The sequence below is a fragment of the Frateuria sp. genome (assembly GCF_035944355.1).
Taxonomy (GTDB): domain Bacteria; phylum Pseudomonadota; class Gammaproteobacteria; order Xanthomonadales; family Rhodanobacteraceae; genus Frateuria_A.
In genome coordinates, this window is the sequence record NZ_DASZBH010000016.1 from 522886 (window position 1) to 544930 (window position 22045).

The following is a 22045-nucleotide window of genomic DNA, read 5'->3' on the forward strand; positions in this document are numbered from 1 at the left end:
GGCCGATCTTCAGTCCAGGAACAGCCCGATCAGGTCATTGAGAAAGCGTTGGCCCAGCGGGGTCGGCTGCAGCCGGTCCGGGTCCGGCCGCAGCCAGTCTCGAGCGCAGGCCCGGGCGAGGGCGGGCGCGATGCGCTCCGGCGGCAGGCCGGTCCGCTCGGTAAACGTCCGCAGCGGCACGCCTTCGTGCAGGCGCAGCGCGTTGAGCATGTATTCGAACGGCAGTTCGCCCGGCGCCACCGCGCCGTCACCGCCGATGCGCGCGGCGCCACCGGCCGCCTCCAGGTAGCTGCGCGGGTGGCGGCTCTTCCAGCGCCGGCGCACGGTGCCGGCGGCCGCGTCGGTGAGCTTGCCGTGGGCGCCGGCGCCGATGCCCAGGTAGTCCCCGAATTCCCAGTAATTGAGGTTGTGCCGGCAGCGCCGCTGCGGCCGGGCGTAGGCGGAGATCTCGTACTGGCCGTAGCCGGCCTCGGCCAGGCGGGCCTCGCAGGCCTCCTGCATCGCCCAGGCATGGTCGTCGTCCGGCAGCGGCGGCGGGTTGGCGGCGAAGGCGGTGTTGGGTTCCAGGGTGAGCTGGTAGTGCGAGATATGGGTGGGGGCGAGCGCGATGGCGCGCTCCACGTCGGCCAGGGCGCCTGCGAGCGACTGCTGCGGCAGTGCGTACATCAGGTCCAGGTTGAGGTTGGCGTAGCCGGCGTCCTGCGCCGATTTCACCGCGGCCTCGGCCTCGGCGGCCGAGTGGATGCGCCCCAGCCGCTTGAGCTTGTCGTCCTCGAAGCTCTGGATGCCGAAGGACAGCCGGTTGACGCCCGCCGCGAGGTAGCCGTCGAAGCGGCCGTGCTCGACCGTGCCAGGATTGGTTTCCAGCGTGATTTCGCAGTCCTCGGCGAACGGCAGCCGCATGCGGGCGCCCTCGAGGAACCGCGCGACGTGCTCGGGCGCGAACAGGCTGGGTGTGCCGCCGCCGAAGAACACGCTGACGATCGGCCGGCCATCCGCCGCGTCGCCGAAATCGGCCAGGTCGGCGTCGAGGTCGGCCAGCAGCGTGTCGATGTACGTGGCATAGGGCGGCTCGCCGCGCAGGCCGTGCGAGTTGAAATCGCAGTACGGGCATTTCTTCACGCACCAGGGCATGTGCACGTACAGCGCCAGCGGTGGTGCGATCAGCGGCATGGCGGCGCTAGGAACCGAGCCGGGCGTGCAGCCGCGCCAGCGCCTGGCCGCGATGGCTCAGGCGGTTCTTGAGCCCAGGCTCGAGCTCGGCCGCCGACAGCGACTGGCCATCGGGCAGGAACAATGGGTCGTAGCCGAAACCGCCGCCGCCGCGTTCGGCCTCCAGCACGCGGCCGTGCCAGCGGCCTTCGGCGATCAGCGGCGCCGGGTCGTCGGCATGGCGCAGCAGCACCAGTACGCAGATGAAGAACGCGCCGCGCTTCTCGGCGGGCACGCCTTCGAGCGCGCGCAGCAGTTTGGTGCGATTGGCCGCAGCGTCGCCGTGGGTGCCTGCGTAGCGCGCCGAATAGAGACCCGGCGCGCCATCGAGCTGCTCCACGCACAGGCCCGAGTCGTCCGCCAGCGCCGGCAGCCGGGTGATCCGCGCGGCGTGGCGCGCCTTGAGCAGCGCGTTCTCGACGAACGTGGTGCCGGTTTCCTCGATGTCGAGCACGCCCAGGCTGCCCTGGGTCACCACTTCGAAGCCGCTGTCGGCCAGCAGGTGCTCGAACTCGGCGAGCTTGCCGCGGTTGCCGCTGGCCAGGACCAGGCGCCGCATGTCAGCCCTCCGCCAGCGCCGCGCGCTGTGCGGCGACCAGTTCGGCGATGCCCTTTTCGGCCAGCACCAGCATGGCGTCCATCTCGATGCGGCGGAACGCGTGGCCCTCGGCGGTGCCCTGCACCTCGATGAAGCCGCCGCCGTCGTTCATCACCACGTTCATGTCGGTGTCGCAGGCCGAATCCTCGGCGTAGTCCAGGTCCAGCACCGGCTCGCCCTGGTAGATGCCCACCGACACGGCCGCGACCGCGCCGACGATCGGGCTGCGCTTCAAGTTCTCGCGCTGCATCAGGAAGTGCACCGCGTCGACCAGCGCCACGTAGGCTCCGGTGATCGCCGCGGTGCGCGTGCCGCCGTCGGCTTGGATCACGTCGCAGTCCAACGTGATGACACGCTCGCCCAGCGCCTGGCGGTTGACGCAGGCGCGCAGCGAGCGGCCGATCAGCCGCTGGATCTCCAGCGTGCGGCCGCCCTGCGCGCCGCGCGCGGCCTCGCGCTGGGTGCGCGTGCCGGTGGCGCGCGGCAGCATGCCGTACTCGGCAGTGACCCAGCCCTCGCCCTTGCCGCGCAACCACGGCGGCACGCGGTCCTCGATGCTGGCGGTGCACAGTACGCGGGTGTCGCCGAAGCTCACCAGCACCGAGCCCTCGGCATGGCGGGTGTAGTGACGCTGCAGCGTCACCGGGCGAAGCTGGTCGCTGGCGCGGCCGCTCGGTCGGGTCATGGCGGTTCTCGGTTGGGCAAGGCGGGGCGCGAGAGTTTACCATTGCCGCCTTTGCCGCCCGACCGCCGAGGCTCCACGCATGATCCGCAGCATGACGGCCTACGCCAGTGCCGAGACCCAGGGCCCCGCAGGCGCGCTCAGCTGCGAGCTGCGCACGGTCAACCACCGCTACCTGGAGCTGAGCCCGCGCCTGCCCGAGGAGCTGCGTGTCTTCGAGCCGGCGTTGCGCGAGCGCGTCGCTGGGCGCCTCTCCCGCGGCAAGGTGGACCTGACCGTGCGGTTGCGCGGTCCGGATGCGCGCGGCGAATCGCTGCAGGTCGACGAGGTGACGCTCGGCCGGCTCGCCAACTTGAACCGCGAACTGGCCGGGCGCTTTCCCGGCATGCAGGTGCAGCTGACCGAACTGCTGCGCTTCCCCGGCGTGCTCCGCCAGGCCGAAACCGACCCGGAGGCACTGCAGGCCGCGCTCTTCGACGTGCTCGACCGCGCACTCGATGCACTGGCCGCCACCCGCGAGCGCGAAGGCGCGCAGCTGGAAACGATCCTGCGCGACAAGCTCGATGCCATCGAGCGCATCGTCGCGCAGGTGCGCGCATGGATGCCGGAGATCCGCTCCGCCCTGCGCGCCCGCCTCGAAACGCGCCTGGCCGACCTCAAGCAGCCGGCCGATCCCGGGCGGCTGGAACAGGAACTGGTGCTGCAGGTCACCCGCAGCGACGTCGACGAGGAGCTCGACCGGCTGACCACGCACGTCGCCGAAACCCGCCGCGTGCTGGGCCTGAAGGAACCCGTCGGCCGCCGGCTGGACTTCCTGATGCAGGAGTTCAATCGCGAAGCCAACACGCTCGGCTCCAAGTCGGTCGATGCGCGCAGCACGAATGCGGCGGTGGAACTGAAGGTGCTGATCGAGCAGATGCGCGAGCAGGTGCAGAACATCGAGTGAGGCCTCGCGCTCAAGGGACCAAACTCGTCTGATGCCGAAGGGCCATCAGGGTGGAAAAAGCAGGCTGACGAGGCGTGCCGGCCCGCGCCAGCCCGAACCACTGCAAACGAATGGCGAAGGCCTGGCCGGCCGCGACGGTCAAGGTCGGATAGCGGCCGGGAAATCTCGCCGTCGACGGAACCGAAGACCCCGCATGGGACAGCCATTCGACCACCGACATCGCCCACGCCATCGGGGCGAGCGGATATTTCAAGGGCAGGCCCCGGCGAAGGTCTGGCTGCCGGCCCCTGTCTCGGGCCAATGTTGCGGTGCCTTGGCGATCCTGGTCACGTCGTAGCCCATCGCCGCTGCGCGATCGAGCATCGCCTGGTAGTCCGCCGCGCCCACCTGCGGCGTGCGCGCCATGTACCAGAGGTAGTCGCGTGCATCGCGCACGACCATCACCTGGCTGTAGTCCGGCTTCAGCCAGCCGACCACGTACTGCGCGCTCAGGAACGCGAACAGGTGCACGCGCCATTGTCCGTTGCCCGTGCCCTGCACCACGCTGGCGCTGGAATGAAGCAGTTTCACCGGCGCGTCGAACCCTTCTGGCCGCATGCGGAACCAGGTGCAGATCGTGCCGTCCGGATCGAGGCTGTAGGTTTCCACCGGATTGTGCCCGCCGCGCTCGTAGCGGGTCGGAATGGACGCGATCACGTACCAGCGCCCCATGAAGCGGGGCAGGTCAGGCACCGGCACCGGCGGGATCGGCGATCGGGCGCTGGCGCAACCGGCGGCGAGCAGCATGGACAGGCAAAGCGAGACGAAACGGCCCGTGGTCATGGCAGGCTCCTTCAGGCGCCACGCGCGAAGCGGTAGTGGGCGACCAGCCACTCGCGGCCGCCGGCATGGCCGAACAGTTCCGCGCAGGCCATCCAGAACATCCGCCAGCGCTGGAACCACAGCCGCGCGTGCGGGCCGTAGGCGGTCGTCAGTTCGGCGAGCACTGCCTCGCGCGCGGCGTCCTGGCGCGCCAGCCATTGATCGGCGGTGCGCTGGTAATGGCGGCCGTCGACCAGCCAGCGCTGCTCGATCGCCAGGTCGCGCTGGAACCACAGGAGCGTATCGGCCGCGGGCATCAACCCGCCGGTGAAGAAGTGCCGGCCGAGCCAGTTGTCCTGGCCCTGCGTTTCGAACGGGTACATGAGCGTGCGGTGCGCGAATACGTGCACGAACAGCTTGCCGCCGGGACGCAGCCACTGCGCGATGCGCCCGAGCAGCATGTCGTAATTGCGCATGTGCTCGAACATCTCCACCGACACGCAGCGGTCGAAGCGGTCGGCGTCGAGGGCGAGCGTGTTGGCGTCGGCGGTCATCACGCGCACGTTGGCCAGGCCGCGGGCGCGGCATTGAGCTTCGATGTGCCGGCGCTGGCCGTTCGAGTTGGAGACGGCCAGGATGTTGGCGCGCGGGTAATGCTCGGCCATCCACAGCGTGAGCGAGCCCCAGCCGCAGCCGAGCTCGAGGATGTCCTGGCCATCGGCCAGTTCCGCCCGCTCGCCGTACAGCGCGAGCATCGCCTCCTCGGCCTCGGCCAAGGTTTCGTCGCCGCGCGGGTAGTAGCAGCACGAGTACTTCAGGCGCGGCCCCAGGCAATGCTCGAAGAACGCCGCCGGCAGCTCGTAGTGCTGGGCGTTGGCCGCGTCGGTGTGAAGCGCGACCGGGCTCTGGCGCAGTGCCTCGAGGCGGCGGGCGTAGCGCCCGGCGACCTGCTCTGGGCCGCCGGCGCGTTCCTCGGCCAGCCGCTGCGCGCAGAGCCGGCGGATGCCCAGGCGCAGCAACGCATCGGGGAGCAGGCCGCGTTCGGCCAGGCCGAGCAGCCCGGGGGCGGGTCGGTCGGCCGAGAGCTCGGCGGAATCCAGCGTGATGGTCGTCATGAACCGCTCCTCGTAGGGTGCCTGGGGAACCAGGGGAAGAACATGGGCGTGCTTCGTTGATAGGCGAGGTAGTCCTCGCCGCGGTTGCGCAGGGCCTGGGCCTCGGTCCAGGGGATGCCGCTCAGCCAGCGCAGGAAGGCGAACATCAGTACCGGGCCGAGCCAGGCCAGCCAGGCGTGTGGCGCGCCGCGGGCAAGCGCCACATAGGCGAACCAATGCAGCCATTCGAAGAAGTAGTTGGGATGGCGCGAATAGCGCCACAGGCCGTCGCGGCAGGTTCTCCCGAGGTTCGCCGGATCGGCGCGAAAGAGCGCCAGTTGCGCGTCGGCGAGCGCCTCGCCGCCGACCCCGAGCAGCCAGATCAGCACGCCGGCCAGCAGCCAGCCCGGCCGCGTATCCGGGTTTCCGGCCACGGCGAGGAACGGCAGCGCGAAAAGGACGACCAGCGCGGCCTGCGCCTGGAAGAACAGCCACCAGCGCAGCGCACCGTCGCCCCAGTGCGCCCGCAGTTGCCGATAGCGGCCGTCCTCGTCCCCGCCGCGCACGCGACGCCACAGATGCCAGGCCAGGCGCGCGCCCCACGCGCCGCCGAGCACGGCCAGGCACAGCCGCGGAACCGGCGCGCCGCGTCCCAGTGCGGCCAGCAGCAAGGCGCTGCAGGCCAATCCCGCGGACCACAGCACGTCCACGATGCCGGCATTGCGCCTGCGCTGCTGCCACCACCAGCCGGCGGCCATCATGGTCGCGGCAAGCAGCCACGCCAGCAGCAGGGCCAGCCACGGGCTCATGCGTGGGCCTGCCGGGGCAGCTGCAGCAGCCAGTGCCGCGCCAGCGACGTGAGTAGCGGCGTGGCCACCGCCCAGCCCAGCGCGATCGCCAGCAGCGGACGCCACACTGGCGTCGCCAGCACCAGGGCATGCCAGCCGCGCGCCGCGCCAAGGTAGGCCAGCGGCCCGCCGATCGCGCCCAGCACGGCGGACAGCCACGGCCGCGCGTGCAGGTAGCGGAACAGCGGCACGATGGTCAGGGCGAAGGCCACCCACAGCGCCAGCAGCCACGCCGGTGCGGTCGCGCCGGGCCAGGGCGCGGCGTAGCGCAGCAAGCCGCTGCCGGTCCAGAGGGTTTCCAGTGCCAAGCCGAGCACCAGCGCCGTTGCGGCCAGGCGCAGGTCCACCAGGCGCGTGCGTGAGGTGGCGAGGCGCCACGCGGCGAACAGCGCGACCGCGAGCACGCCCGGCCAGGCATGGCCGCGACCGGCGCCTTCGATCGCGACCAGCCAGGCCAGCTCGTAGGCGGCCAGAGTGATCCAGGGAGTCACGCAGCCACCGTGCCCCGCCAGCCCGGCCTGGCCAGCAGCAGGTGCGCCACGCCGATCGAGCGCTCGCGGAAACCGCCCTCGCAATAGGCCAGGTAAAAGGTCCACATCCGGATGAAGCGCTCGTCGAAGCCCTGCGCGCGCACGGCCGGCAAGCGGGCGATGAAGCGCTCGCGCCAGGCCTCCAGGGTTCGCGCGTAGGAGTCGCCGAAATCGCGCAGTGCGACCAGGCCCAGGTCGCTGGCGCGCGTCTTGGCCGCAAGCAGCGCGTGGATCGACGGGATGAAGCTGCCCGGAAAGACGTGGCGCTTGATGAAGTCCACCGAAGCCAGCGCCTGGGCGTAGCGGTGGTCCTCGATGGTGATCGCCTGCACCAGCGCGAGCCCCTCCGGCTTGAGCAGCCGGCCCAGTTGCGCGAAGTAGGCTTCCAGGTACGGTGCGCCCACCGCCTCGACCATCTCGATGGAGACGAGCTTGTCGTACTGGCCGCGCAGCTCGCGGTAGTCGGCAAGCTGCACGTCGATGCGGTCGTCCAGGCCCGCCGCCGCCACGCGCGCCCTGGCCAGCGCGTACTGCTCGCGCGAGATGGTGGCGGTGGTGACGTGGCAGCCGTGGTGCCGCGCCGCGTGCAGTGCGAAGCCGCCCCAGCCGGTGCCGATCTCGATCACGCGGTCGCCCGGCTGCAGCGCCAGCTGCCGGCAGATCGCCTCGAGCTTGCGGGTCGAGGCCGCCTCCAGCGTGTCGGCGGGGCCGTCCCACAGCGCCGAGGAGTACATCAGGTCGGCGGACAGGAACAGGCTGAAAAAGTCGTTGCCCAGGTCGTAGTGCGCGGCGATGTTGCGCCGGCTGCCGCCACGGGTGTTGCGGCGCAGCGCGTGCCACCCGCGCATCGCAGCGCCGCCCAGGCGCGCCAGCCCGGTTTCCATGCCATCGAGCAGGTCGCGGTTGCGCACCAGCAGACGCACCAGCAGCACCAGCGCGGCCGCCTCGTCCAGGCCCGTGGCACGGCAGCGCCACAGTCCGGCCATGAACGCCTCCCCTGCGCCGACGCTGCCCCGCCGCGCCAGCGCGCGGTAGAAGGCCGGATCGAGCACCTCGATGTCGATCGTGGGCAGCGGGCCCCCGACCGGACCCAGCTCGGTCGTGCCCAGCGCGTCGTGCACGCGCAGGCGGCCGTGGCGAAGGCCGCCCAGACGGGCGAGCAGACGGTTGCGCAGCAGGCGGTCGACGGCGCCCGGAAAGGGAACCGATGTGTCGCGCGGGACAGCACTCATGGCGTACCTCGGGAAGCGGCAGGATGGTCGTGGACGGGGTTGCGCTTGAGCCACAGGCGCAGGGCTTGCCAGTGGATCGCGCCGATCACCTGGGCGGTCATCAGCGGGTAGCGCCACAGCACCCGCGCCAGCGTGGCGCCGGTCAGCGGCAGCCGCCGCAGGGCCAGCGAGGCATCGAACTCGCGCTTGCCCCCGCGCAGCACATCCATGTGCACGAGCAGGTCGTCGCCGGGGGTGGTGAAGCGCCAGTCGTAGTCGCGCGCCAACGCCATGAACGGCGAGACGTGGAAGGTCTTGGGGAACGACCAGGCGAGGACGCGGCCGCGCCGCTGGGCGCCGCCCACCGGCAGCACGTAGGCGTGGCGCTCCTTCCACGGCGTGTTGGTGATCTCGGCCAGGATGCACTCGAGCGTGCGGCCGTCGGCTGCGAAGCAGTAGTAGAAGCTGACGGGATTGAACGCGTAGCCGGCGTAGCGCAGGTGGGTGAGCAGGCGGATCGGACCGTCCGGCCGCTGGCCGGTCGCCTCGGCGACACGCGCGCGTACCGCGTCGGCCAGCGGCAATGCCGCGGGCGCGAGGTAGTCGTCGCGGCGGAACTGGGCCAGGTTGCGCCGGTCCACCGACCACAGCCAGCGTCCGGCGAACACGCGGTCGAGCTCGTCCAGGTCCAGGTAGAGCTGGGCCATGCGGTACCGGAAAGCATGCGCATGCGGCGCCAGCCGGCGGTGGCGCACGGTCCCCTCGTAGATGGCGCTGGCGAGCGTTGCGCTCATGCGGCGCCGGCGACCAGCCGCCGCGGCGGGCGCGCGGCGCCTCGCTGCCACTCGATGCCGAAGGCGGCCGCCACCTCGACCGCGCTGCGCAGGCCGTCCTCGTGGAAGCCCCAGCCCCAGTAGGCACCCGCGAACCAGGTTCGGTTCACACCCTGGATCTCGGCTTTGCGCCGCTGTGCGACCACCGCGTCGCGCGTGTACACCGGATGGTGGTACTGCAATTGGCGCAACACCCGTGCCGGGTCGATCGCATGCGTGCGGTTGAGCGTGACCACCAGCGGCTCGGGGGAATCGATGCCCTGCAGCAGATTCATGCAATAGCTGACCGTGCAAGGCGCTTCCGGCTCGCGCGGCACGAATGCGTTCCAGGCGGCCCATGCCTTGGGATGGCGCGGCAGCAGCCGGCGGTCGGTGTGCAGCACCACCTCGTTGGCCTGGTAGGGCATCGCGCCCAGGATGGCGCGCTCCCGCCCACTGGCGTCGGCGAGCAGCGCAAGCGCCTGGTCGCTGTGGCAGGCCAGCACGACCTGGTCGAAGCGTTCGCTGCCGGCCGTACTGCGCACGCTCACGCCCAGCGCGTCGCGGACGATGGAAAAGACCGGGCAGGCCAGTCGCTCCTGCACGCGCCAGCGACGGCGCAGGGCCTCCACGTAGCTGGCCGAACCGCCCTTGACCACGCGCCATTGCGGCCGGTCGGCCACCTGCAGCATCTGGTGGTTGGCCATGAACTGCACCAGATAGCGCGCGGGGAAGGCGAGGATCTGCGCGGGGGGCGAGGACCACAGCGCCGAGGCCATCGGCACCAGGTGCTCGTCGCGGAAGGCGGCGCCGTAGCCGTGCGCCTCGAGGTACTCGCCCAGCGTGGGGTCGTCACCGCGCGCGTCGAGCAACGCCGGCGCCTCCCGGTAGAAGCGCATGATGTCGCGCACCATCCCCAGGAAGCGCGGCGAAAACAGGTTGCGCCGCTGGCAGAAAAGGGTGTCGAGCGTGGCCGCGTTGTATTCGCGCCCGCTCGCCTCGTGTTGCACCGAGAAGCTCATCGTGGTCGGCTGTGACGCGATCCCCAGCTCCCCCAACAGCATCGTCAGGAGCGGGTAGTGCCGCGGGTTGTGCACGATGAAGCCGGTGTCCACCGCATGGCGCTGCCCGCGCAGCTGCACGTCGTGCGTGTGGGTATGCCCGCCCAGGTAGGCGTTGGCCTCGAACAGCACCACCTCGTGGTGGCGTGACAGCAGCCAGGCCGAGCCCAGCCCCGCGATGCCCGAGCCGATCACCGCGATGCGCATGTCAGCGCTCCGCCCGCGCCAGCACCCGCGCGGGCACCGGCTTGAGGTCGTGGACCAGCCCCAGCAGCGCCATCAGCTTCAGGCCGTACCAGGTCAGGTCGATCTCCCACCAGCGGAAACCCTGCCGCGCGCTGCCGGGGAAGAAGTGGTGGTTGTTGTGCCAGCCCTCGCCGAAGGTCAGCAGCGCCAGCCACAGGTTGTTGCGGCTCTGGTCGCGCGTGGGGAACCGGCGCGAGCCGAAGCGATGGGCGAGCGAGTTGATCGTCACCGTGGCGTGGAACAGCGCCACGGTGGAGACGAAGAAGCCCCACACCACCATCTGCATGCCGCTGGTGTGCAGGTGCGGCGCGGTGTGTCCGAGCCATGCGCCGAAGCCGTAGAGCGCCAGCACCAGCATCGCCGGCACCAGCGTGTCGAAGCGGTCCAGCAGCCTCAACTCGGGGAAGCGCGCCAGGTCCGGCACCCGCTTGAAGTCGGTGGCGAACGCGCGCGGGGTGAGGAACCAGCCCATGTGGCTCCACAGGAAACCGCGCACGCTGGGCGAATGCGGATCGAGCGCCGTGTCCGCATGGCGGTGGTGGTGCCGATGATGGGCCGACCACCAGAGCGGCCCACGCTGCACGCAGGCCGCACCGATCAAGGCGAAGGCGAACTGCACGCCGCGCGAAGTGCGGAAGGTCCGATGCGAGAAATAGCGGTGATAAAACCCGGTGAGCGCGAACATGCGCACGGCGTACAGTGCGCTGGCGGTAAGCACGGCCGTCAGCGACACGCCAGTCCAGATCGCGGCGAGGCAGCCGAGGTGGATCAGCGCGAACGGCACCGCGCGCAACCAGTCGATGCGGTCCGCCGTCGATTCATCCGCCGGTGCGGGTGCGCCGGCGTCGAACCATAGGCGCAGGCTGGCGCCGAGGCGGCTCGGCGGGCGGGCGGCGGTGAGGGAACGGGTCGGCATGGAGGTGGTCCGGGTTGGCTCTGACGTCATTACGTGTCGAGCCGGCAAACGGATGCATCGCCGGCACCGCGTCGTCATGCATCCAACCGGGCCGCTCGCGCGTAAGCGTGTCGAGTGGCCGTATGGGGCCGCGGGAATTGGCTTACGATGAAACCCGAATCCACCGGCGGAACATGTTCGCCTTTCGAGGCGATACGCATCGTGTCGACTTCCAAACTGCCAGCGAACGATGGACACGACTGGTCGACCGAGATGGTCGCGGTCGCGCAGCGGCGCGACCGCGCCAGCTTCATGCGCATCTACGACCACTTCATGCCGCGCGTATGCCTCTATCTGAGAGGCATGGGCTCGACCACGGCGATCGCCGAGGAACTGGCGCAGGAGACCCTGCTCAGGTTGTGGCAGCGGGCGGCATCCTACGATCCCTCGCTCAGCCGCGTGTCCACCTGGCTGTTCCGCATCGCCCGCAACCTGCATATCGACAGGGTGCGCAAGGAAGCCGGCTGGATGCTGGTGCAGGATGCGCTGGAAGCCGAGGAGGCCGACCACGACGGGCGCGCCGCATCCTCGGCCGAAGCCTACGTCGAACACATCCGGATCAAGGCCTGCATCGACAGGCTTCCCGCCACCCAGGCCCGGCTCGTCCGCATGTCCTACTTCGAAGCAAAATCCCACCACGAGATCGCCCAGGAGCTGGACATGCCGCTGGGCACGGTCAAATCCGGCTTGCGCCGGGCCTTCCTGAAGTTGCAGGCCGACGTGCGAGGTGCCGCATGATGCCCGCGCACCATCTGGATCCGGCCACGGTGGTGGCCTATGCCGCCGGCGCCCTGTCCGAAGCGATGGCGGTGGTGGTCGCGACCCACCTGGCGGGTTGCGACCATTGCCGTGCACAGGTGCGCGATGCCGAACGGATCGGTGGCGTGCTGGTCGAACAGCAGCAGCCGGACGCGGCCGGCGCCGCGCGCCGGGACCAGTTGCGGGCGCAGATGATCGAGCGGCTGGACGAGAGCCCCGCGATCCCCGCCCAGGCAGCGCCGGCGCCAGCTCCCACCGTAGCGGACCCGGACTCTCTGCCCGCGCCGCTGCATACGTATTTCGGACGCTCCTTCGGCACGCTCAAGTGGCGCTGGATGGCGCCGGGCGTGCACTGCATCCGCAGCCGGGTCGTCAGTGGCGGGCAGCTGTTCATGCTCAGGATCGCACCGGGCAAGAGCATGCCGCTGCACAGCCACGGCCGCAGCGAGCTGACCCAGGTCCTGCGCGGCGCCTATAACGACGTGCTTGGCCATTTCGGCCCGGGCGACGTCGCCGACCTGGACAGCGAGGTGACGCACCAGCCGGTGACGGCCGTCGGCTTGCCATGCATCTGCGTGGCGGCACTGGATGCGCCGTTGCGTTTCCCCGGCTGGTTCGCGCGCAGGCTGCAACCGCTGGTCGGCTTGTAATCGCGCCTCCTAGCGATGCCTCAGGCCCGCGCGATTCCCTGCCAGGCGGCGAGCGCCTCCTCGCGCGAGCTTGCGAGGTCGACCATCGGTGACGGGTAGCCGCGGGCGGCCAGCGCGGACGGGTCGCGCCACGGTTCGTGCAGCAGTCGCGCGGGCAGGTCGGCCAGTTCCGGCAGCCAGCGCTTCAGGTACGTCGCCTGCGGATCGAATCGGGCCGCCTGAGTGCAGGGATTGAACACGCGGAAGAATGGCGCTGCGTCGGCTCCGCAGCCGGCGGTCCACTGCCAGCCGAGCGTGTTGTTGGCCAGGTCCGCGTCCACCAGCGTGTCCCAGAACCAGCGTGCGCCGTGGCGCCAGTGCTGGCGCAGGTTCTTGGTGAGAAAGCTGGCGACCACCATGCGCACCCGGTTGTGCATCCAGCCCGTGCGCCACAGCTCGCGCATGCCGGCGTCCACCAGCGGCACGCCGGTGCGGCCTCGCTGCCAGAGTGCGAGGGCGGCCGGATCCTCGCGCCAGTCGAACCGGTCGAAGCGCCGGTCGAACGGCGACTCGGGGGTGTGCGGGAAGTGATAGAGCAGGTGATGGGCGAACTCGCGCCAACCGAGTTCGCGCAGGTACGGCTCCAGGCCTGGCGCGTCCGCGCCCGCGCTGGCGGCGCGCCGGTGCAATGCGTGGTGGATCTGCCTAGGGGTGATCTCTCCGAAGTGCAGGTGCGGCGACAACCTCGAGGTACCGTGGCGCGCGGGCAGGTCGCGGCCATGCGCATAGTCGGCCAGCGCGTCGTCGCCGAACAATTCCAGTTGCTCCAGCGCGCCGGCTTCGCCGGGAAGCCATGCGTCCGCCAGGCCGGCGGCCCAGGGATGGGCCGGCAGCAGGCCCAGTTCCTCCAGCGGCAGGCTGCCGGGAAGCGAAACCCATGCATGCGCGCGTGCCGCGGGCAGGGGCGCCAGCGGCAGCAGTTGCTGGCGCAGCTTGCGCCAGTAAGGGGTGAATACCCGGTAGGGCGAGTCCTGTGCCGTGGCCACTTGCCAGGGCTCGCGCCACAGGTTGCCCGGATGGCTTTCCACCGCCAGGCCTGCGGCGCGAAGCGCGGCCTTCAGCCGGCTGTCCTGCGCAATGGCCGCAGGCTCGTAGCGGCGGCTCCAGTAGATCGTACCGGCACCGCATGCGGCGGCCAGCCGGCGCAACGTGGCCAAGCTGTCGCCCCTGGCCACATGAAGCTGTCCGCCCTGTGCGGCGAGCCCACCCTGCAGTGCCCGGAGGCTGTGGTGCAGCCACCAGCGGCTGGCCGCGCCAGGGGCCCATCGCGTGTCCTCTGCGGGGTCGTGCACGTAGACCGGCAGCACTTCCGAGTGGGCCGCGCAGGCAGCCGCCAGCGCAGGGTGGTCGGCCAGGCGCAGGTCCCGTCGGAAAAGTACCAGGGCAGTGCTCATGCGAGGTGGTCGGCAGCCGGTAGATCAGCTTGTACGTTGCCGCAGGGTTTTCGGATTCCGCAGGGCTCGCCCCGATATGCTGCGCCCGGCGCGGTGCCTCGCATTGGCTATACTTCCGCGATGAACGACGCGCCCTTGGTTGTGCCCCATTCCACTCTCGTGAGGTGCCCGGCCAGGCCGGGGCTCGTCGCGCCCGCCGAAGGCGTGCGTCGTGTGCGTCTCCGCGCCCGGAGCCGGCGCGCATGAGCATGGAGCGGGGTACGCTGTTCATCGTCGCGGCACCGTCCGGAGCGGGCAAGTCCACCCTGGTCAACGCATTGCTCGAACGCGAGCCGTCGATCTCGCTGTCGATCTCGCACACTACGCGGCCGCCGCGGGTGGGCGAGCAGTATGGGCGCCACTACTACTTCGTCGAGCGTGAGGAGTTCGAGCGGCAGATCGCGGCCGGCACCTTCCTCGAGCACGCCGAGGTGCACGGCAATTTCTACGGCACGTCGCTGGCGACGGTGCAGGCCTTGCTCGACCAGGGCCGCGACGTGCTGCTGGAGATCGACTGGCAGGGTGCCGCGCAGATCCGCCGCGCCAAGCCCGATTGCGTGAGCGTATTCATCCTGCCGCCCTCCCGCGCCGAGCTGGAGCGGCGCCTGCGCGGGCGCGGCTCGGACGCGCCGGAGGTGATCGAGCGCCGCCTGCACAACTCGCGCGAGGAGATCGCGCATGCGCACGAGTTCGACTACATCGTGGTCAACGACGGCTTCGAGGACGCGCTTGCCGACCTGCAGGCGATCGTGCGCGCGGTGCGGCACCGCGGCCAGCTGCAGTGCAAGCGGCACGAGGCGCTGATCGCCGAACTGCTCGCCTGATCCGCTCCCGCCCCCCGGCACCGGTTAAACGAGTGGGAGGGGACGCAAAGGCCGCAGCTTGGCCTGCCTTCACCGCTCGGCTACCTTTACCAGCTTATGACCGCCCCCGCCGCCCCCTCCGAACCGCTGGTGCGCATCCGTGGCCTGACCACGGTGCTCAACGGCAAGACCATCTTCGACGCGCTGGACCTGGACATCCCGCGCGGCAAGGTGACGGCCATCATGGGCCCCAGCGGCACCGGCAAGACCACGCTGCTCAAGCACATCACCGGGCAGATGCGCGGCGACGCCGGCCAGGTGCTGGTGGACGGCAGGAACGTGCCCGAGCTTTCGCGCGAGAAGCTGTTCGCGCTGCGCGAGAAGATCGGCTACCTGTTCCAGAACTCAGCGCTGCTGACCGACTTCGACGTGTTCGAGAACGTCGCCTTCCCGCTGCGCCAGCATACGCAGCTGCCCGAGGTGCTGATCCGCAACATCGTGCTGACCAAGCTGCAGGCGGTCGGCCTGCGCGGCGCCGCCGGGCTGATGCCGGCCGAGCTTTCCGGCGGCATGGCGCGGCGCGTGGCGCTGGCGCGGGCGATCGTGTTCGACCCCATGCTGATCCTCTACGACGAGCCGTTCGTGGGCCTGGACCCGATTGCGCTCAGTCAGGTGCTCAAGCTGATCCGCACGCTCAACGAGACGCTGGGCATCACCAGCGTGCTGGTGGCGCACGAGCTGGAGGCGATCAAGCAGGTGGCCGACGTGGTCTACCTGATCGCCAACGGCAAGGTGGTGGCGCAGGGCGATCCCAGGACCATCGCCGACGACGGCTCGCCCTGGACGCGGCAGTTCTTCGGCGGCGCGATCGACGGCCCGGTGCCGTTCCAATACCCCGCCGGCGACTACGCGCAGGCGCTGGGCCTTGACGGAGCCGCACGATGAGCACCCAGCCGCAACGCAACGTGATCGCCAACGCGCTGGCGCAGATCGGCGAGGCCGGCCTGTTCCTGCTGACCCTGCTCGCGGCGGTGCCGCGCAGCCTGCGCCACGCGCGCGAGACGGTGCGCCAGCTGTGGTTCGTCGGCGCGATGAGCCTGACCATCATCATGGTCTGCGGCCTTTTCGTGGGCATGGTGCTGGGACTGCAGCTCTACTACGTGCTGTCGATCTTCGGCGGCACGGCGGCCAGCGGCACGGTGGTGGCGATCGCGATCTACCGCGAGCTCGGTCCGGTGGTCACCGCGCTGCTGTTCGCCGGCCGCGCCGGCACCTCGGTCACCGCCGAGATCGGCCTGATGCGCGCAACCGACCAGCTGGCCGCGATGGAGATGATGGCGGTCGACCCGATCGCCTACGTCATGGTGCCGCGCTACCTCGCCGGCCTGATCGCGATGCCGCTGCTGTGCGCGGTGTTCTGCGCGCTGGGCATCTTCGGCGGGCATCTGGTCGGGGTGACCTGGCTCGGCATCGACAACGGCACCTTCTGGTCGAACATGACCGCCACCGTCGACGTCTGGAAGGACGTGATCAACGGCATCCTGGTCAAGAGCCTCGCCTTCGGCGCGGTGGTCTCGCTGATCGCCGTCTACCAGGGCTACACCACGCCGCCGACCAGCGAAGGCGTGGCCTATGCCACCACCCGCACCGTGGTCGCCTCGTCCATCGCGATCCTCGCGCTGGACTTCGTGCTGACCGCGTTTTTGATGTGATTTCGTTGAGGACCTGAGCCGTGAGCCAGAGAAACTCCTACGCCGTGGGCACCGGCCTGTTCATCGTGCTCGGCTTCGCCGCGCTGGCCTACCTGGCGACGCAGACCACCTCGGTGGCCAACACCCACCAGGGCGCGAGTTATACGGTGCAGGCGCATTTCGCCAACATCGGCCAGCTCAAGGAGCGCGCACCGGTGAAGGTCGCCGGCGTGCGCGTGGGCCAGGTGCGCTCGATCTCGCTCGATCCCAAGCGCGAGGCGGCCGACGTCACGCTGGCCATCGACGAGCGCTACAGCCACATCCCGGACGATTCGATCGCCACCATCTTCACCAGCGGCCTGCTGGGCGACCAGTACGTAGGCATCGAATACGGCAGCTCGAAGAAGGATCTGGCCCAGGGCGGCACGCTGGCGCGCACCAAGCCGGCGCAGCAGCTGGAGGAGATGCTGGGCAAGTTCTTCGGCGCCGGTGGCGTGGCCGACAACCTGGGCGGCAGCTACACGCTCAAGGCCCGCTTCAGCAACGTCGGCGCGCTTTCGGTCGGCGCCCCTGTGAAGATGGCGGGCGTGCCGATCGGCAGCGTCACGGCGGTGCATGCCGACCCGGCCAAGCTGGACGCCGAGGTGGAAATGGCGATCGACAAGAAGTACGACCAGATCCCGGACGATTCGGCCGCCGCGGTGTTCACCAGCGGTTTGATCGGCACGCAGTACGTTGCGATCCAGCCCGGCGGCTCGCCGGAGTTCCTCAAGAACGGTGACGAGATGGTGCTGACCCAGTCGGCGATGCAGCTCGAAGACCTGATCGGCAAGTTCCTGGTCAACGGCTCGCCCTCCGAAAAGAAAGAAGCCCCCGCCGAACCTCCCGCCGGCAAGCACTGAGCCGCCGGCCACCCCCAAGGAGTTTTCCCATGTTGCGCACTCTGGCTTTCGCCGTGGCCATCGCGTTCGGCGCCGTGGCCGCCTCTCCCGTGCTGGCCCAGGATGCCGCCGCGCAGGCGCCGGCTGCCCAGTCCACCCCGGAGCAGGTGGTCAAGGAGATCGCCCATCAGCTCGACGTCACCATCGCGGGCCACCGCGAGGAGCTGAAGAACGACAAGGAAAAGTTGATCTCGGTGATCGACGACGTTTTCCTGCCGCACTTCGACATCGACTACGCCTCGATCCTGGTGCTGGGCCGCCACGCGCGCGAGGCCACGCCCGAACAGCGCGAGCGTTTCGCCAAGGCGTTCTACAACTCGATCACCCACCGCTATGCCGAAGGCCTGCTCAACTACACCAAGGGCGCCGTGCAGGTATTGCCCTTCAGCGGGGACCTGAACGACAAGCGCACCGTGGTGCGCACGCAGGTGGTGCTGGACGACGGCAAGCGGCTCTCGGTCGACTACGCCTTCCGCAAGAGCAAGGACGGCGACTGGAAAGCCTATGACGTGATCATCGAGGGCATCTCCTACGTCACCAACTACCGCAACCAGGTGGACGCTGAAGTCCGCAAGGTCGGCATCGAGAAGCTGATCTCCAACCTGGAGCAGCAGGGCGAGAAGGCGCTGGAGACGATGGACAAGGACGCCAAGTCCTCGTGAGCGCGGACGCTTTCAGGCTGGATCGCGCGACGCCCGGCACGCTCGGCATCGCCGGCGTGCTGAGCTTCGACACGGCCGCCGCCGCGCTGGCGGACATCATGGCGGTGCTGGCGGCCGGTCCGATCGCGCGGCTGGACCTGGCTGGCGTCGAGCGCAGCGACAGCGCGGGACTGGCCTGCATTCTTGCGGCCAAGGCGCAGGCGCAACGCCTTGGCCGTCCGTTGGACGTGGTCAACATGCCCGCCGGCATGCGCGCGCTGGCCCAGGTCTGCGAGGTCGATGCGCTGGTCGCTTGAACGGACCCGCGCCGCCCATGAAAAAAAGGGCCCCACGGGGCCCTTTTTCGTGGGCGGCTTCAGCTCGCCGCCGCGGTACCCGGAACCGGCCTAAGGCTGCTGGTTCTGCTTGCTGGCGTCCTTGTGCTTGTTCTCCCACTGGTGTTGCTCGTCCAGCAATTGGTCCGGATCGAAGTTGTCCTCATTCAGGCCCTGCATCTGCTGGATCACCTCGGCCGGCGGGTTGCCGTCGTAGATCTGATACACGCGCTGCTGGCGGTAGGCGTCGCGCATGAACACGTACGGATCGTAGGCGGACTTGAGGAAACCCTCCGCATCGATGCCGCGCGAGCGCAGCGTCACCAGGTACACCATCTGCGGCAGGTACTGCTGGCCGTAGTCATAGTGGTTGTTGCGCGCGTAGATCGACAGCGGATCGAAGAAATAGCTGTCCACCGGCAGGCGCCATACGTCGCGCGCGGTGGTGGGGCCGACGAAGGGCAGCACGAGGTAGTCGCCGTCCGGCACGCCCCAGCGCGCCAGGGTCACCCCGAAATCGTTGTCCTCCAGCGGGATGCCCAGCTGGCTGGCCGGGTCGAAGAAGCCACCCAGGCCCAGCGTGAGGTTGACCAGGAAGCGCCCGGTGCTCTGCAGCGCCTGCTTGGGGCGCGCCTGCAGCAGGTCGTTGGCCACCGTGACCGGCATGCGCAGGTTGGTGAAGAAATCGCTCATCGAGCGGCGCACCGGCGCGTTGGTCACCTTGCGGTAGCCCACCGCGACCGGGCGGATCACCGCCTTGTCCATCGCGTCGTTGAAGGCGTAGACCTTGCGGTTGTACTTCTGCAGCGGATCGTCCGTGCGCGGCTTGGCGATGGTGCAACCGGCCAGCAGGGCCACGGCGGCCAGCGGCAGCAGGCGACTGAAGGAAAGACGGGGCAGGGAGGACATCGGTCGAAGAGATCCGCAACGGGTACCGCAAAAGTGTACCGCCTGGTTTTATATTTTGCAGTCAGACGGATCGGCGCCAGCTGTCCGGCGATCGAACCGCGCATGATACGCGCATGCCACATTGCCAGCCAAGCCGCCGCTCCGTTACACTCCCGGCTCTCTAAGTCGCTTTAATGCTTGAGGATTTCGCATGGCCCGCATTACCGTGGAAGATTGCCTCGAGGTGGTCGACAACCGCTTCGAGCTGGTGCTGATGGCGACCAAGCGCGCCCGCCAGCTGGAAAAGGGTGCCGAGCCGGCGGTCAATCCCGACCACGACAAGCCCACCGTGCTCGCCCTGCGCGAGATCGCCGACCGCCGCATCGACCAGGCCACGATCGATGAGATCGACCGCGCCGAGCGCGAGCGCGCCGAACGCGAGGCGCTGGAATGGGCGGCCGCCGAGGTCGACGACGACCTTTCCAAGGGCGGCGACGACTGATGCGCGCCGGCGGCTGCCGATGGCGCAGTCGCACTGCCGGCATCGCCGGCATCCTTGCCCTGTCCGGGCCTGAGCCGCACGGAAGCATCATCTGAACGGGGGGCGTGAATCCATGACGGCGACCACGCCCCCCGTCCCTGTGGATGCGTCCGTGCTGCCCCCTTATGTGTTGGCGCTCAAGGAGCGCGCGGCCTATCTCCCCGAGGCGCAGGTGGCGCGCGTACTGCGCGCCTATGAAGTGGGCGCGCACGCGCACCGCGGCCAGGCGCGCAAGAGCGGCGAGCCGTACATCACCCATCCGGTCGCCGTCGCCGGCATCCTGGCCGAGCTGGGGCTGGACGCCGAGACCATCATCGCGGCCATCCTGCACGACACGCTGGAGGACACCGAGCTCGGTCGTGGCGACATCACGGCGGAGTTCGGCGAAGTCGTCGCCGACCTGGTCGACGGCGTCACCAAGCTGGACAAGATGCGCTTCTCCAGCCGCCAGGAGGCGGATGCGGAAAGCTTCCGCAAGATGTTGCTGGCGATGGCGCGCGACATCCGCGTGATCCTGATCAAGCTGGCCGACCGGCTGCACAACATGCGCACGCTCGGCGCCAAGGAACCATCGGCGCGCCGCCGCATCGCCCGCGAGACGCTGGAGATCTACGCACCCATCGCCCAGCGCCTGGGCATGAACAAGTTCAAGGCGGAGTTGCAGGACCTGGGTTTCCGTGCGCTCTATCCGGACCGTTACCGCGTCATCAGCGAGCGCATCCGCGCCGCGCTCGGCAACCGCCGCGAGGTGATGAGCAAGATCGAGCACACCCTCGCCGCCCGGCTGGCCGCCGAGCACCTGCCGGCCCGCGTGGTCGGGCGCATCAAGTCGGCGTGGAGCATCTATTCGAAGATGCGCAACGAGCACAAAAGCTTCGCCCAGCTGATGGACGTGTACGGCTTCCGCGTGGTGGTGGATACCGCGATGAGCTGCTACATGGCGCTGGGCGCCGTGCATTCGCTGTACAAGCCGGTCGACCGCCGCTTCAAGGATTTCATCGCGATACCCAAGGCCAACGGCTACCAGTCGCTGCATACCGTGCTGCTCGGGCCGTTCGGCGCACCGATCGAAGTGCAGGTGCGCACCGCCGAGATGGACTCGGTGGCCGAGCGCGGCGTCGCCGCGCACTGGGCCTACAAAACCGATTCGGGCCCGGCCAACAGCGCACAGGCGCGCGCGCGCGAATGGCTCTCGGCGCTGGCGGACAGCCAGGCGCACACGCCTTCGTCGGCCGAATTCATCGAGAACGTCAAGATCGACCTGTTCCCCGACGAGGTCTACCTGTTCACTCCGCGTGGCGACATCCTCGCGCTGCCGCGCAACGCCACGGCGCTGGACTTCGCCTATGCCGTGCACACCGACGTGGGCGACCACGCGGTGGCCGCGCGGGTGGACAAGAAGCTGCTGCCGCTGCGCACCAGGCTGGAGTCCGGACAACTGGTGGAGATCATCACCGCGCCATCGGCGGTGCCCAACCCGGCCTGGCTGGAATTCGTGGTCACCGGCAAGGCGCGCACGGCGATCCGCCAATACCTCAAGCACCTGCAGCACGAGGACGCGGTCGACTTCGGCCACCGCATGCTCGATCGCGCACTGGATACCCTGGGCACCAACATCGATGCGATCCCGGCCAAGGTGCTCGACCGCTTCCTGGAGGAGGCCAAGCTGCGCCGGCTGGAAGAGTTGCTGGCCGACATCGCGCTGGGCAACCGCATGCCCGACCAGGTGGCGCATCATCTGGTCGCCTTGCGCGGCGGCGGGCGCGCGACGGTGGCGCCGCATGCCGCCGAGAAGATCCGCATCACCGGCGCCGAGCGCGGCGTGCTCAGCTTCGGCAACTGCTGCCATCCGCTGCCGGGCGACGAGATCATCGGCTACCTTTCTTCCGGCAAAGGCATCGTGGTGCATCGCGTGGAATGCCCCAATGTCGCCGAGTTCCGCAAGTCGCCCGAGCGCTGCGTGGCGATCGAATGGGACCGCGACGTGCAGGGCGACTACCGCGCGGAACTGCGCATCGAGGTCATCAACCGCCCCGGCGTGCTGGCGACCGTCGCCGCGGCGATCGCGGCGGCCGACTCCAACATCGAGAACGTCGAATACGTCGAGCGAGACGCCGCTGCTGCCACGCTGCTGTTCGCGATGGAAGTGAAGAACCGCAAGCACCTGGCCGACGTGATCCGCCGTGTGCGGCGAACCGGCGTGGTCAGCGGCGCCTATCGCTATCCGCTCTGAACGATGGCCACGGCGCTGCTCGTCATCGATCTGCAGGTGGGCGTGCTCTAGGGCTGCTTCGACGCCGACGGCGTGGTCGCCCGTACCGGCGCGCT

General features: G+C 69.5%; 25 protein-coding genes. 11 read left to right on the top strand and 14 right to left on the bottom strand.

All coding sequences use genetic code 11. The features are described from left to right. Positions 1 to 9: 9 nt before the first annotated feature. From hemW to rph, 3 genes are read right to left on the bottom strand one after another with little or no spacing between them, the layout of a single operon-like run. The gene (gene hemW, locus VGU03_RS15305; RefSeq protein WP_327481994.1) at positions 10 to 1173 is read right to left on the bottom strand and encodes a radical SAM family heme chaperone HemW; all 1164 of its coding nucleotides are present in this window, start codon (positions 1171 to 1173) and stop codon (positions 10 to 12) included. A 7-nt stretch (positions 1174 to 1180) separates the two neighbouring features. Continuing rightward, a complete protein-coding gene (rdgB, locus tag VGU03_RS15310) occupies positions 1181 to 1771 on the bottom strand; it encodes an RdgB/HAM1 family non-canonical purine NTP pyrophosphatase (RefSeq protein WP_327481996.1) in 591 nt (196 codons plus the stop codon). 1 nt (position 1772) lies between these two features. Then, positions 1773 to 2495, bottom strand: coding sequence for a ribonuclease PH (gene rph, locus VGU03_RS15315; RefSeq protein ID WP_327481998.1), 723 nt, complete (start codon positions 2493 to 2495; stop codon positions 1773 to 1775). Positions 2496 to 2574: 79 nt separating this feature from the next. Between rph and VGU03_RS15320 the strand changes: the two genes are divergently transcribed. After that, entirely contained in the window at positions 2575 to 3438 is an 864-nt protein-coding gene (locus VGU03_RS15320; protein ID WP_327482000.1) for a YicC/YloC family endoribonuclease, read from the top strand. Positions 3439 to 3448: 10 nt separating this feature from the next. Here VGU03_RS15320 and VGU03_RS15325 read toward each other — a convergent pair whose 3' ends face one another. The 9 genes from VGU03_RS15325 to VGU03_RS15365 are packed head-to-tail and all read right to left on the bottom strand — an operon-like array spanning position 3449 to position 10957. Further along, positions 3449 to 3691, bottom strand: a complete 243-nt coding sequence (locus VGU03_RS15325) for a hypothetical protein (protein WP_327482002.1) — start codon at positions 3689 to 3691, stop codon at positions 3449 to 3451. Continuing rightward, complete coding sequence (locus VGU03_RS15330) at positions 3688 to 4260, bottom strand: lipocalin family protein (protein ID WP_327482003.1); 573 nt, start codon at positions 4258 to 4260, stop codon at positions 3688 to 3690. Before VGU03_RS15330 ends, VGU03_RS15325 begins: the two co-directional genes overlap by 4 nt. Positions 4261 to 4271: 11 nt before the next feature. Next, positions 4272 to 5354, bottom strand: coding sequence for a cyclopropane-fatty-acyl-phospholipid synthase family protein (locus VGU03_RS15335; RefSeq protein ID WP_327482005.1), 1083 nt, complete (start codon positions 5352 to 5354; stop codon positions 4272 to 4274). Further along, positions 5351 to 6142, bottom strand: a complete 792-nt coding sequence (locus VGU03_RS15340) for a DUF1295 domain-containing protein (RefSeq protein WP_327482007.1) — start codon at positions 6140 to 6142, stop codon at positions 5351 to 5353. Before VGU03_RS15340 ends, VGU03_RS15335 begins: the two co-directional genes overlap by 4 nt. Continuing rightward, on the bottom strand, positions 6139 to 6672 hold the full coding sequence (locus tag VGU03_RS15345; RefSeq protein WP_327482009.1) for a DUF2878 domain-containing protein: 534 nt from the start codon (positions 6670 to 6672) through the stop codon (positions 6139 to 6141). The genes VGU03_RS15340 and VGU03_RS15345 overlap by 4 nt, the downstream gene beginning before the upstream one ends. After that, entirely contained in the window at positions 6669 to 7943 is a 1275-nt protein-coding gene (locus VGU03_RS15350) for a cyclopropane-fatty-acyl-phospholipid synthase family protein (protein ID WP_327482011.1), read from the bottom strand. Before VGU03_RS15350 ends, VGU03_RS15345 begins: the two co-directional genes overlap by 4 nt. Beyond that, the gene (locus tag VGU03_RS15355) at positions 7940 to 8716 is read right to left on the bottom strand and encodes a DUF1365 domain-containing protein (RefSeq protein WP_327482013.1); all 777 of its coding nucleotides are present in this window, start codon (positions 8714 to 8716) and stop codon (positions 7940 to 7942) included. The genes VGU03_RS15350 and VGU03_RS15355 overlap by 4 nt, the downstream gene beginning before the upstream one ends. Next, positions 8713 to 10002: an NAD(P)/FAD-dependent oxidoreductase gene (locus VGU03_RS15360; RefSeq protein ID WP_327482015.1), complete on the bottom strand. Its 1290-nt coding sequence runs from the start codon at positions 10000 to 10002 to the stop codon at positions 8713 to 8715. Before VGU03_RS15360 ends, VGU03_RS15355 begins: the two co-directional genes overlap by 4 nt. A 1-nt stretch (position 10003) precedes the next feature. Beyond that, the gene (locus VGU03_RS15365) at positions 10004 to 10957 is read right to left on the bottom strand and encodes an acyl-CoA desaturase (protein ID WP_327482017.1); all 954 of its coding nucleotides are present in this window, start codon (positions 10955 to 10957) and stop codon (positions 10004 to 10006) included. A 147-nt stretch (positions 10958 to 11104) separates the two neighbouring features. Between VGU03_RS15365 and VGU03_RS15370 the strand changes: the two genes are divergently transcribed. Both VGU03_RS15370 and VGU03_RS15375 read left to right on the top strand, forming a co-directional pair. Then, positions 11105 to 11734, top strand: a complete 630-nt coding sequence (locus VGU03_RS15370) for a sigma-70 family RNA polymerase sigma factor (RefSeq protein WP_327482019.1) — start codon at positions 11105 to 11107, stop codon at positions 11732 to 11734. Then, complete coding sequence (locus tag VGU03_RS15375; protein ID WP_327482021.1) at positions 11731 to 12405, top strand: ChrR family anti-sigma-E factor; 675 nt, start codon at positions 11731 to 11733, stop codon at positions 12403 to 12405. The genes VGU03_RS15370 and VGU03_RS15375 overlap by 4 nt, the downstream gene beginning before the upstream one ends. 20 nt (positions 12406 to 12425) lie before the next feature. Here the strand turns inward: VGU03_RS15375 and VGU03_RS15380 are convergent, their stop codons facing one another. After that, positions 12426 to 13838 carry a deoxyribodipyrimidine photo-lyase gene (locus VGU03_RS15380; RefSeq protein ID WP_327482023.1) on the bottom strand — a complete coding sequence of 471 codons (1413 nt, stop codon included), beginning with the start codon at positions 13836 to 13838 and terminating at the stop codon, positions 12426 to 12428. 242 nt (positions 13839 to 14080) lie between these two features. Between VGU03_RS15380 and gmk the strand changes: the two genes are divergently transcribed. The 6 genes from gmk to VGU03_RS15410 all read left to right on the top strand — a co-directional run bounded on the left by gmk (position 14081) and on the right by VGU03_RS15410 (position 18270). After that, entirely contained in the window at positions 14081 to 14701 is a 621-nt protein-coding gene (gmk, locus tag VGU03_RS15385; RefSeq protein ID WP_327482025.1) for a guanylate kinase, read from the top strand. Positions 14702 to 14797: 96 nt separating this feature from the next. Continuing rightward, complete coding sequence (locus VGU03_RS15390; RefSeq protein WP_327482027.1) at positions 14798 to 15625, top strand: ABC transporter ATP-binding protein; 828 nt, start codon at positions 14798 to 14800, stop codon at positions 15623 to 15625. Further along, positions 15622 to 16392 carry a lipid asymmetry maintenance ABC transporter permease subunit MlaE gene (gene mlaE / locus VGU03_RS15395; RefSeq protein WP_327482029.1) on the top strand — a complete coding sequence of 257 codons (771 nt, stop codon included), beginning with the start codon at positions 15622 to 15624 and terminating at the stop codon, positions 16390 to 16392. The genes VGU03_RS15390 and mlaE overlap by 4 nt, the downstream gene beginning before the upstream one ends. A 20-nt stretch (positions 16393 to 16412) precedes the next feature. Then, the gene (mlaD, locus tag VGU03_RS15400; RefSeq protein WP_327482031.1) at positions 16413 to 17273 is read left to right on the top strand and encodes an outer membrane lipid asymmetry maintenance protein MlaD; all 861 of its coding nucleotides are present in this window, start codon (positions 16413 to 16415) and stop codon (positions 17271 to 17273) included. A 29-nt stretch (positions 17274 to 17302) separates the two neighbouring features. Next, a complete protein-coding gene (locus VGU03_RS15405; protein WP_327482033.1) occupies positions 17303 to 17974 on the top strand; it encodes an ABC transporter substrate-binding protein in 672 nt (223 codons plus the stop codon). After that, complete coding sequence (locus VGU03_RS15410; protein ID WP_327482035.1) at positions 17971 to 18270, top strand: STAS domain-containing protein; 300 nt, start codon at positions 17971 to 17973, stop codon at positions 18268 to 18270. Before VGU03_RS15405 ends, VGU03_RS15410 begins: the two co-directional genes overlap by 4 nt. A 90-nt stretch (positions 18271 to 18360) precedes the next feature. Here VGU03_RS15410 and VGU03_RS15415 read toward each other — a convergent pair whose 3' ends face one another. Further along, a complete protein-coding gene (locus tag VGU03_RS15415) occupies positions 18361 to 19197 on the bottom strand; it encodes a VacJ family lipoprotein (RefSeq protein ID WP_327482037.1) in 837 nt (278 codons plus the stop codon). Positions 19198 to 19387: 190 nt separating this feature from the next. On the opposite strand from VGU03_RS15415, the gene rpoZ reads away from it, so the two are divergent. Together rpoZ and VGU03_RS15425 are read left to right on the top strand one after the other, a co-directional pair. Further along, entirely contained in the window at positions 19388 to 19678 is a 291-nt protein-coding gene (rpoZ, locus tag VGU03_RS15420) for a DNA-directed RNA polymerase subunit omega (protein ID WP_327472794.1), read from the top strand. A gap of 91 nt (positions 19679 to 19769) precedes the next feature. Beyond that, entirely contained in the window at positions 19770 to 21950 is a 2181-nt protein-coding gene (locus tag VGU03_RS15425) for a RelA/SpoT family protein (RefSeq protein ID WP_414655972.1), read from the top strand. The last annotated feature ends 95 nt before the right edge of the window (positions 21951 to 22045 follow it).

Coding starts and splice junctions, on each gene's coding strand:
- hemW (WP_327481994.1), bottom strand. CDS start 1,173: ATGCCGCTGATCGCACCACCGCTGGCGCTGTACGTGCACATGCCCTGG.
- rdgB (WP_327481996.1), bottom strand. CDS start 1,771: ATGCGGCGCCTGGTCCTGGCCAGCGGCAACCGCGGCAAGCTCGCCGAG.
- rph (WP_327481998.1), bottom strand. CDS start 2,495: ATGACCCGACCGAGCGGCCGCGCCAGCGACCAGCTTCGCCCGGTGACG.
- VGU03_RS15320 (WP_327482000.1), top strand. CDS start 2,575: ATGATCCGCAGCATGACGGCCTACGCCAGTGCCGAGACCCAGGGCCCC.
- VGU03_RS15330 (WP_327482003.1), bottom strand. CDS start 4,260: ATGACCACGGGCCGTTTCGTCTCGCTTTGCCTGTCCATGCTGCTCGCC.
- VGU03_RS15335 (WP_327482005.1), bottom strand. CDS start 5,354: ATGACGACCATCACGCTGGATTCCGCCGAGCTCTCGGCCGACCGACCC.
- VGU03_RS15340 (WP_327482007.1), bottom strand. CDS start 6,142: ATGAGCCCGTGGCTGGCCCTGCTGCTGGCGTGGCTGCTTGCCGCGACC.
- VGU03_RS15350 (WP_327482011.1), bottom strand. CDS start 7,943: ATGAGTGCTGTCCCGCGCGACACATCGGTTCCCTTTCCGGGCGCCGTC.
- VGU03_RS15355 (WP_327482013.1), bottom strand. CDS start 8,716: ATGAGCGCAACGCTCGCCAGCGCCATCTACGAGGGGACCGTGCGCCAC.
- VGU03_RS15360 (WP_327482015.1), bottom strand. CDS start 10,002: ATGCGCATCGCGGTGATCGGCTCGGGCATCGCGGGGCTGGGCTCGGCC.
- VGU03_RS15365 (WP_327482017.1), bottom strand. CDS start 10,957: ATGCCGACCCGTTCCCTCACCGCCGCCCGCCCGCCGAGCCGCCTCGGC.
- VGU03_RS15370 (WP_327482019.1), top strand. CDS start 11,105: ATGAAACCCGAATCCACCGGCGGAACATGTTCGCCTTTCGAGGCGATA.
- VGU03_RS15375 (WP_327482021.1), top strand. CDS start 11,731: ATGATGCCCGCGCACCATCTGGATCCGGCCACGGTGGTGGCCTATGCC.
- VGU03_RS15380 (WP_327482023.1), bottom strand. CDS start 13,838: ATGAGCACTGCCCTGGTACTTTTCCGACGGGACCTGCGCCTGGCCGAC.
- gmk (WP_327482025.1), top strand. CDS start 14,081: ATGAGCATGGAGCGGGGTACGCTGTTCATCGTCGCGGCACCGTCCGGA.
- VGU03_RS15390 (WP_327482027.1), top strand. CDS start 14,798: ATGACCGCCCCCGCCGCCCCCTCCGAACCGCTGGTGCGCATCCGTGGC.
- mlaE (WP_327482029.1), top strand. CDS start 15,622: ATGAGCACCCAGCCGCAACGCAACGTGATCGCCAACGCGCTGGCGCAG.
- VGU03_RS15405 (WP_327482033.1), top strand. CDS start 17,303: ATGTTGCGCACTCTGGCTTTCGCCGTGGCCATCGCGTTCGGCGCCGTG.
- VGU03_RS15415 (WP_327482037.1), bottom strand. CDS start 19,197: ATGTCCTCCCTGCCCCGTCTTTCCTTCAGTCGCCTGCTGCCGCTGGCC.
- rpoZ (WP_327472794.1), top strand. CDS start 19,388: ATGGCCCGCATTACCGTGGAAGATTGCCTCGAGGTGGTCGACAACCGC.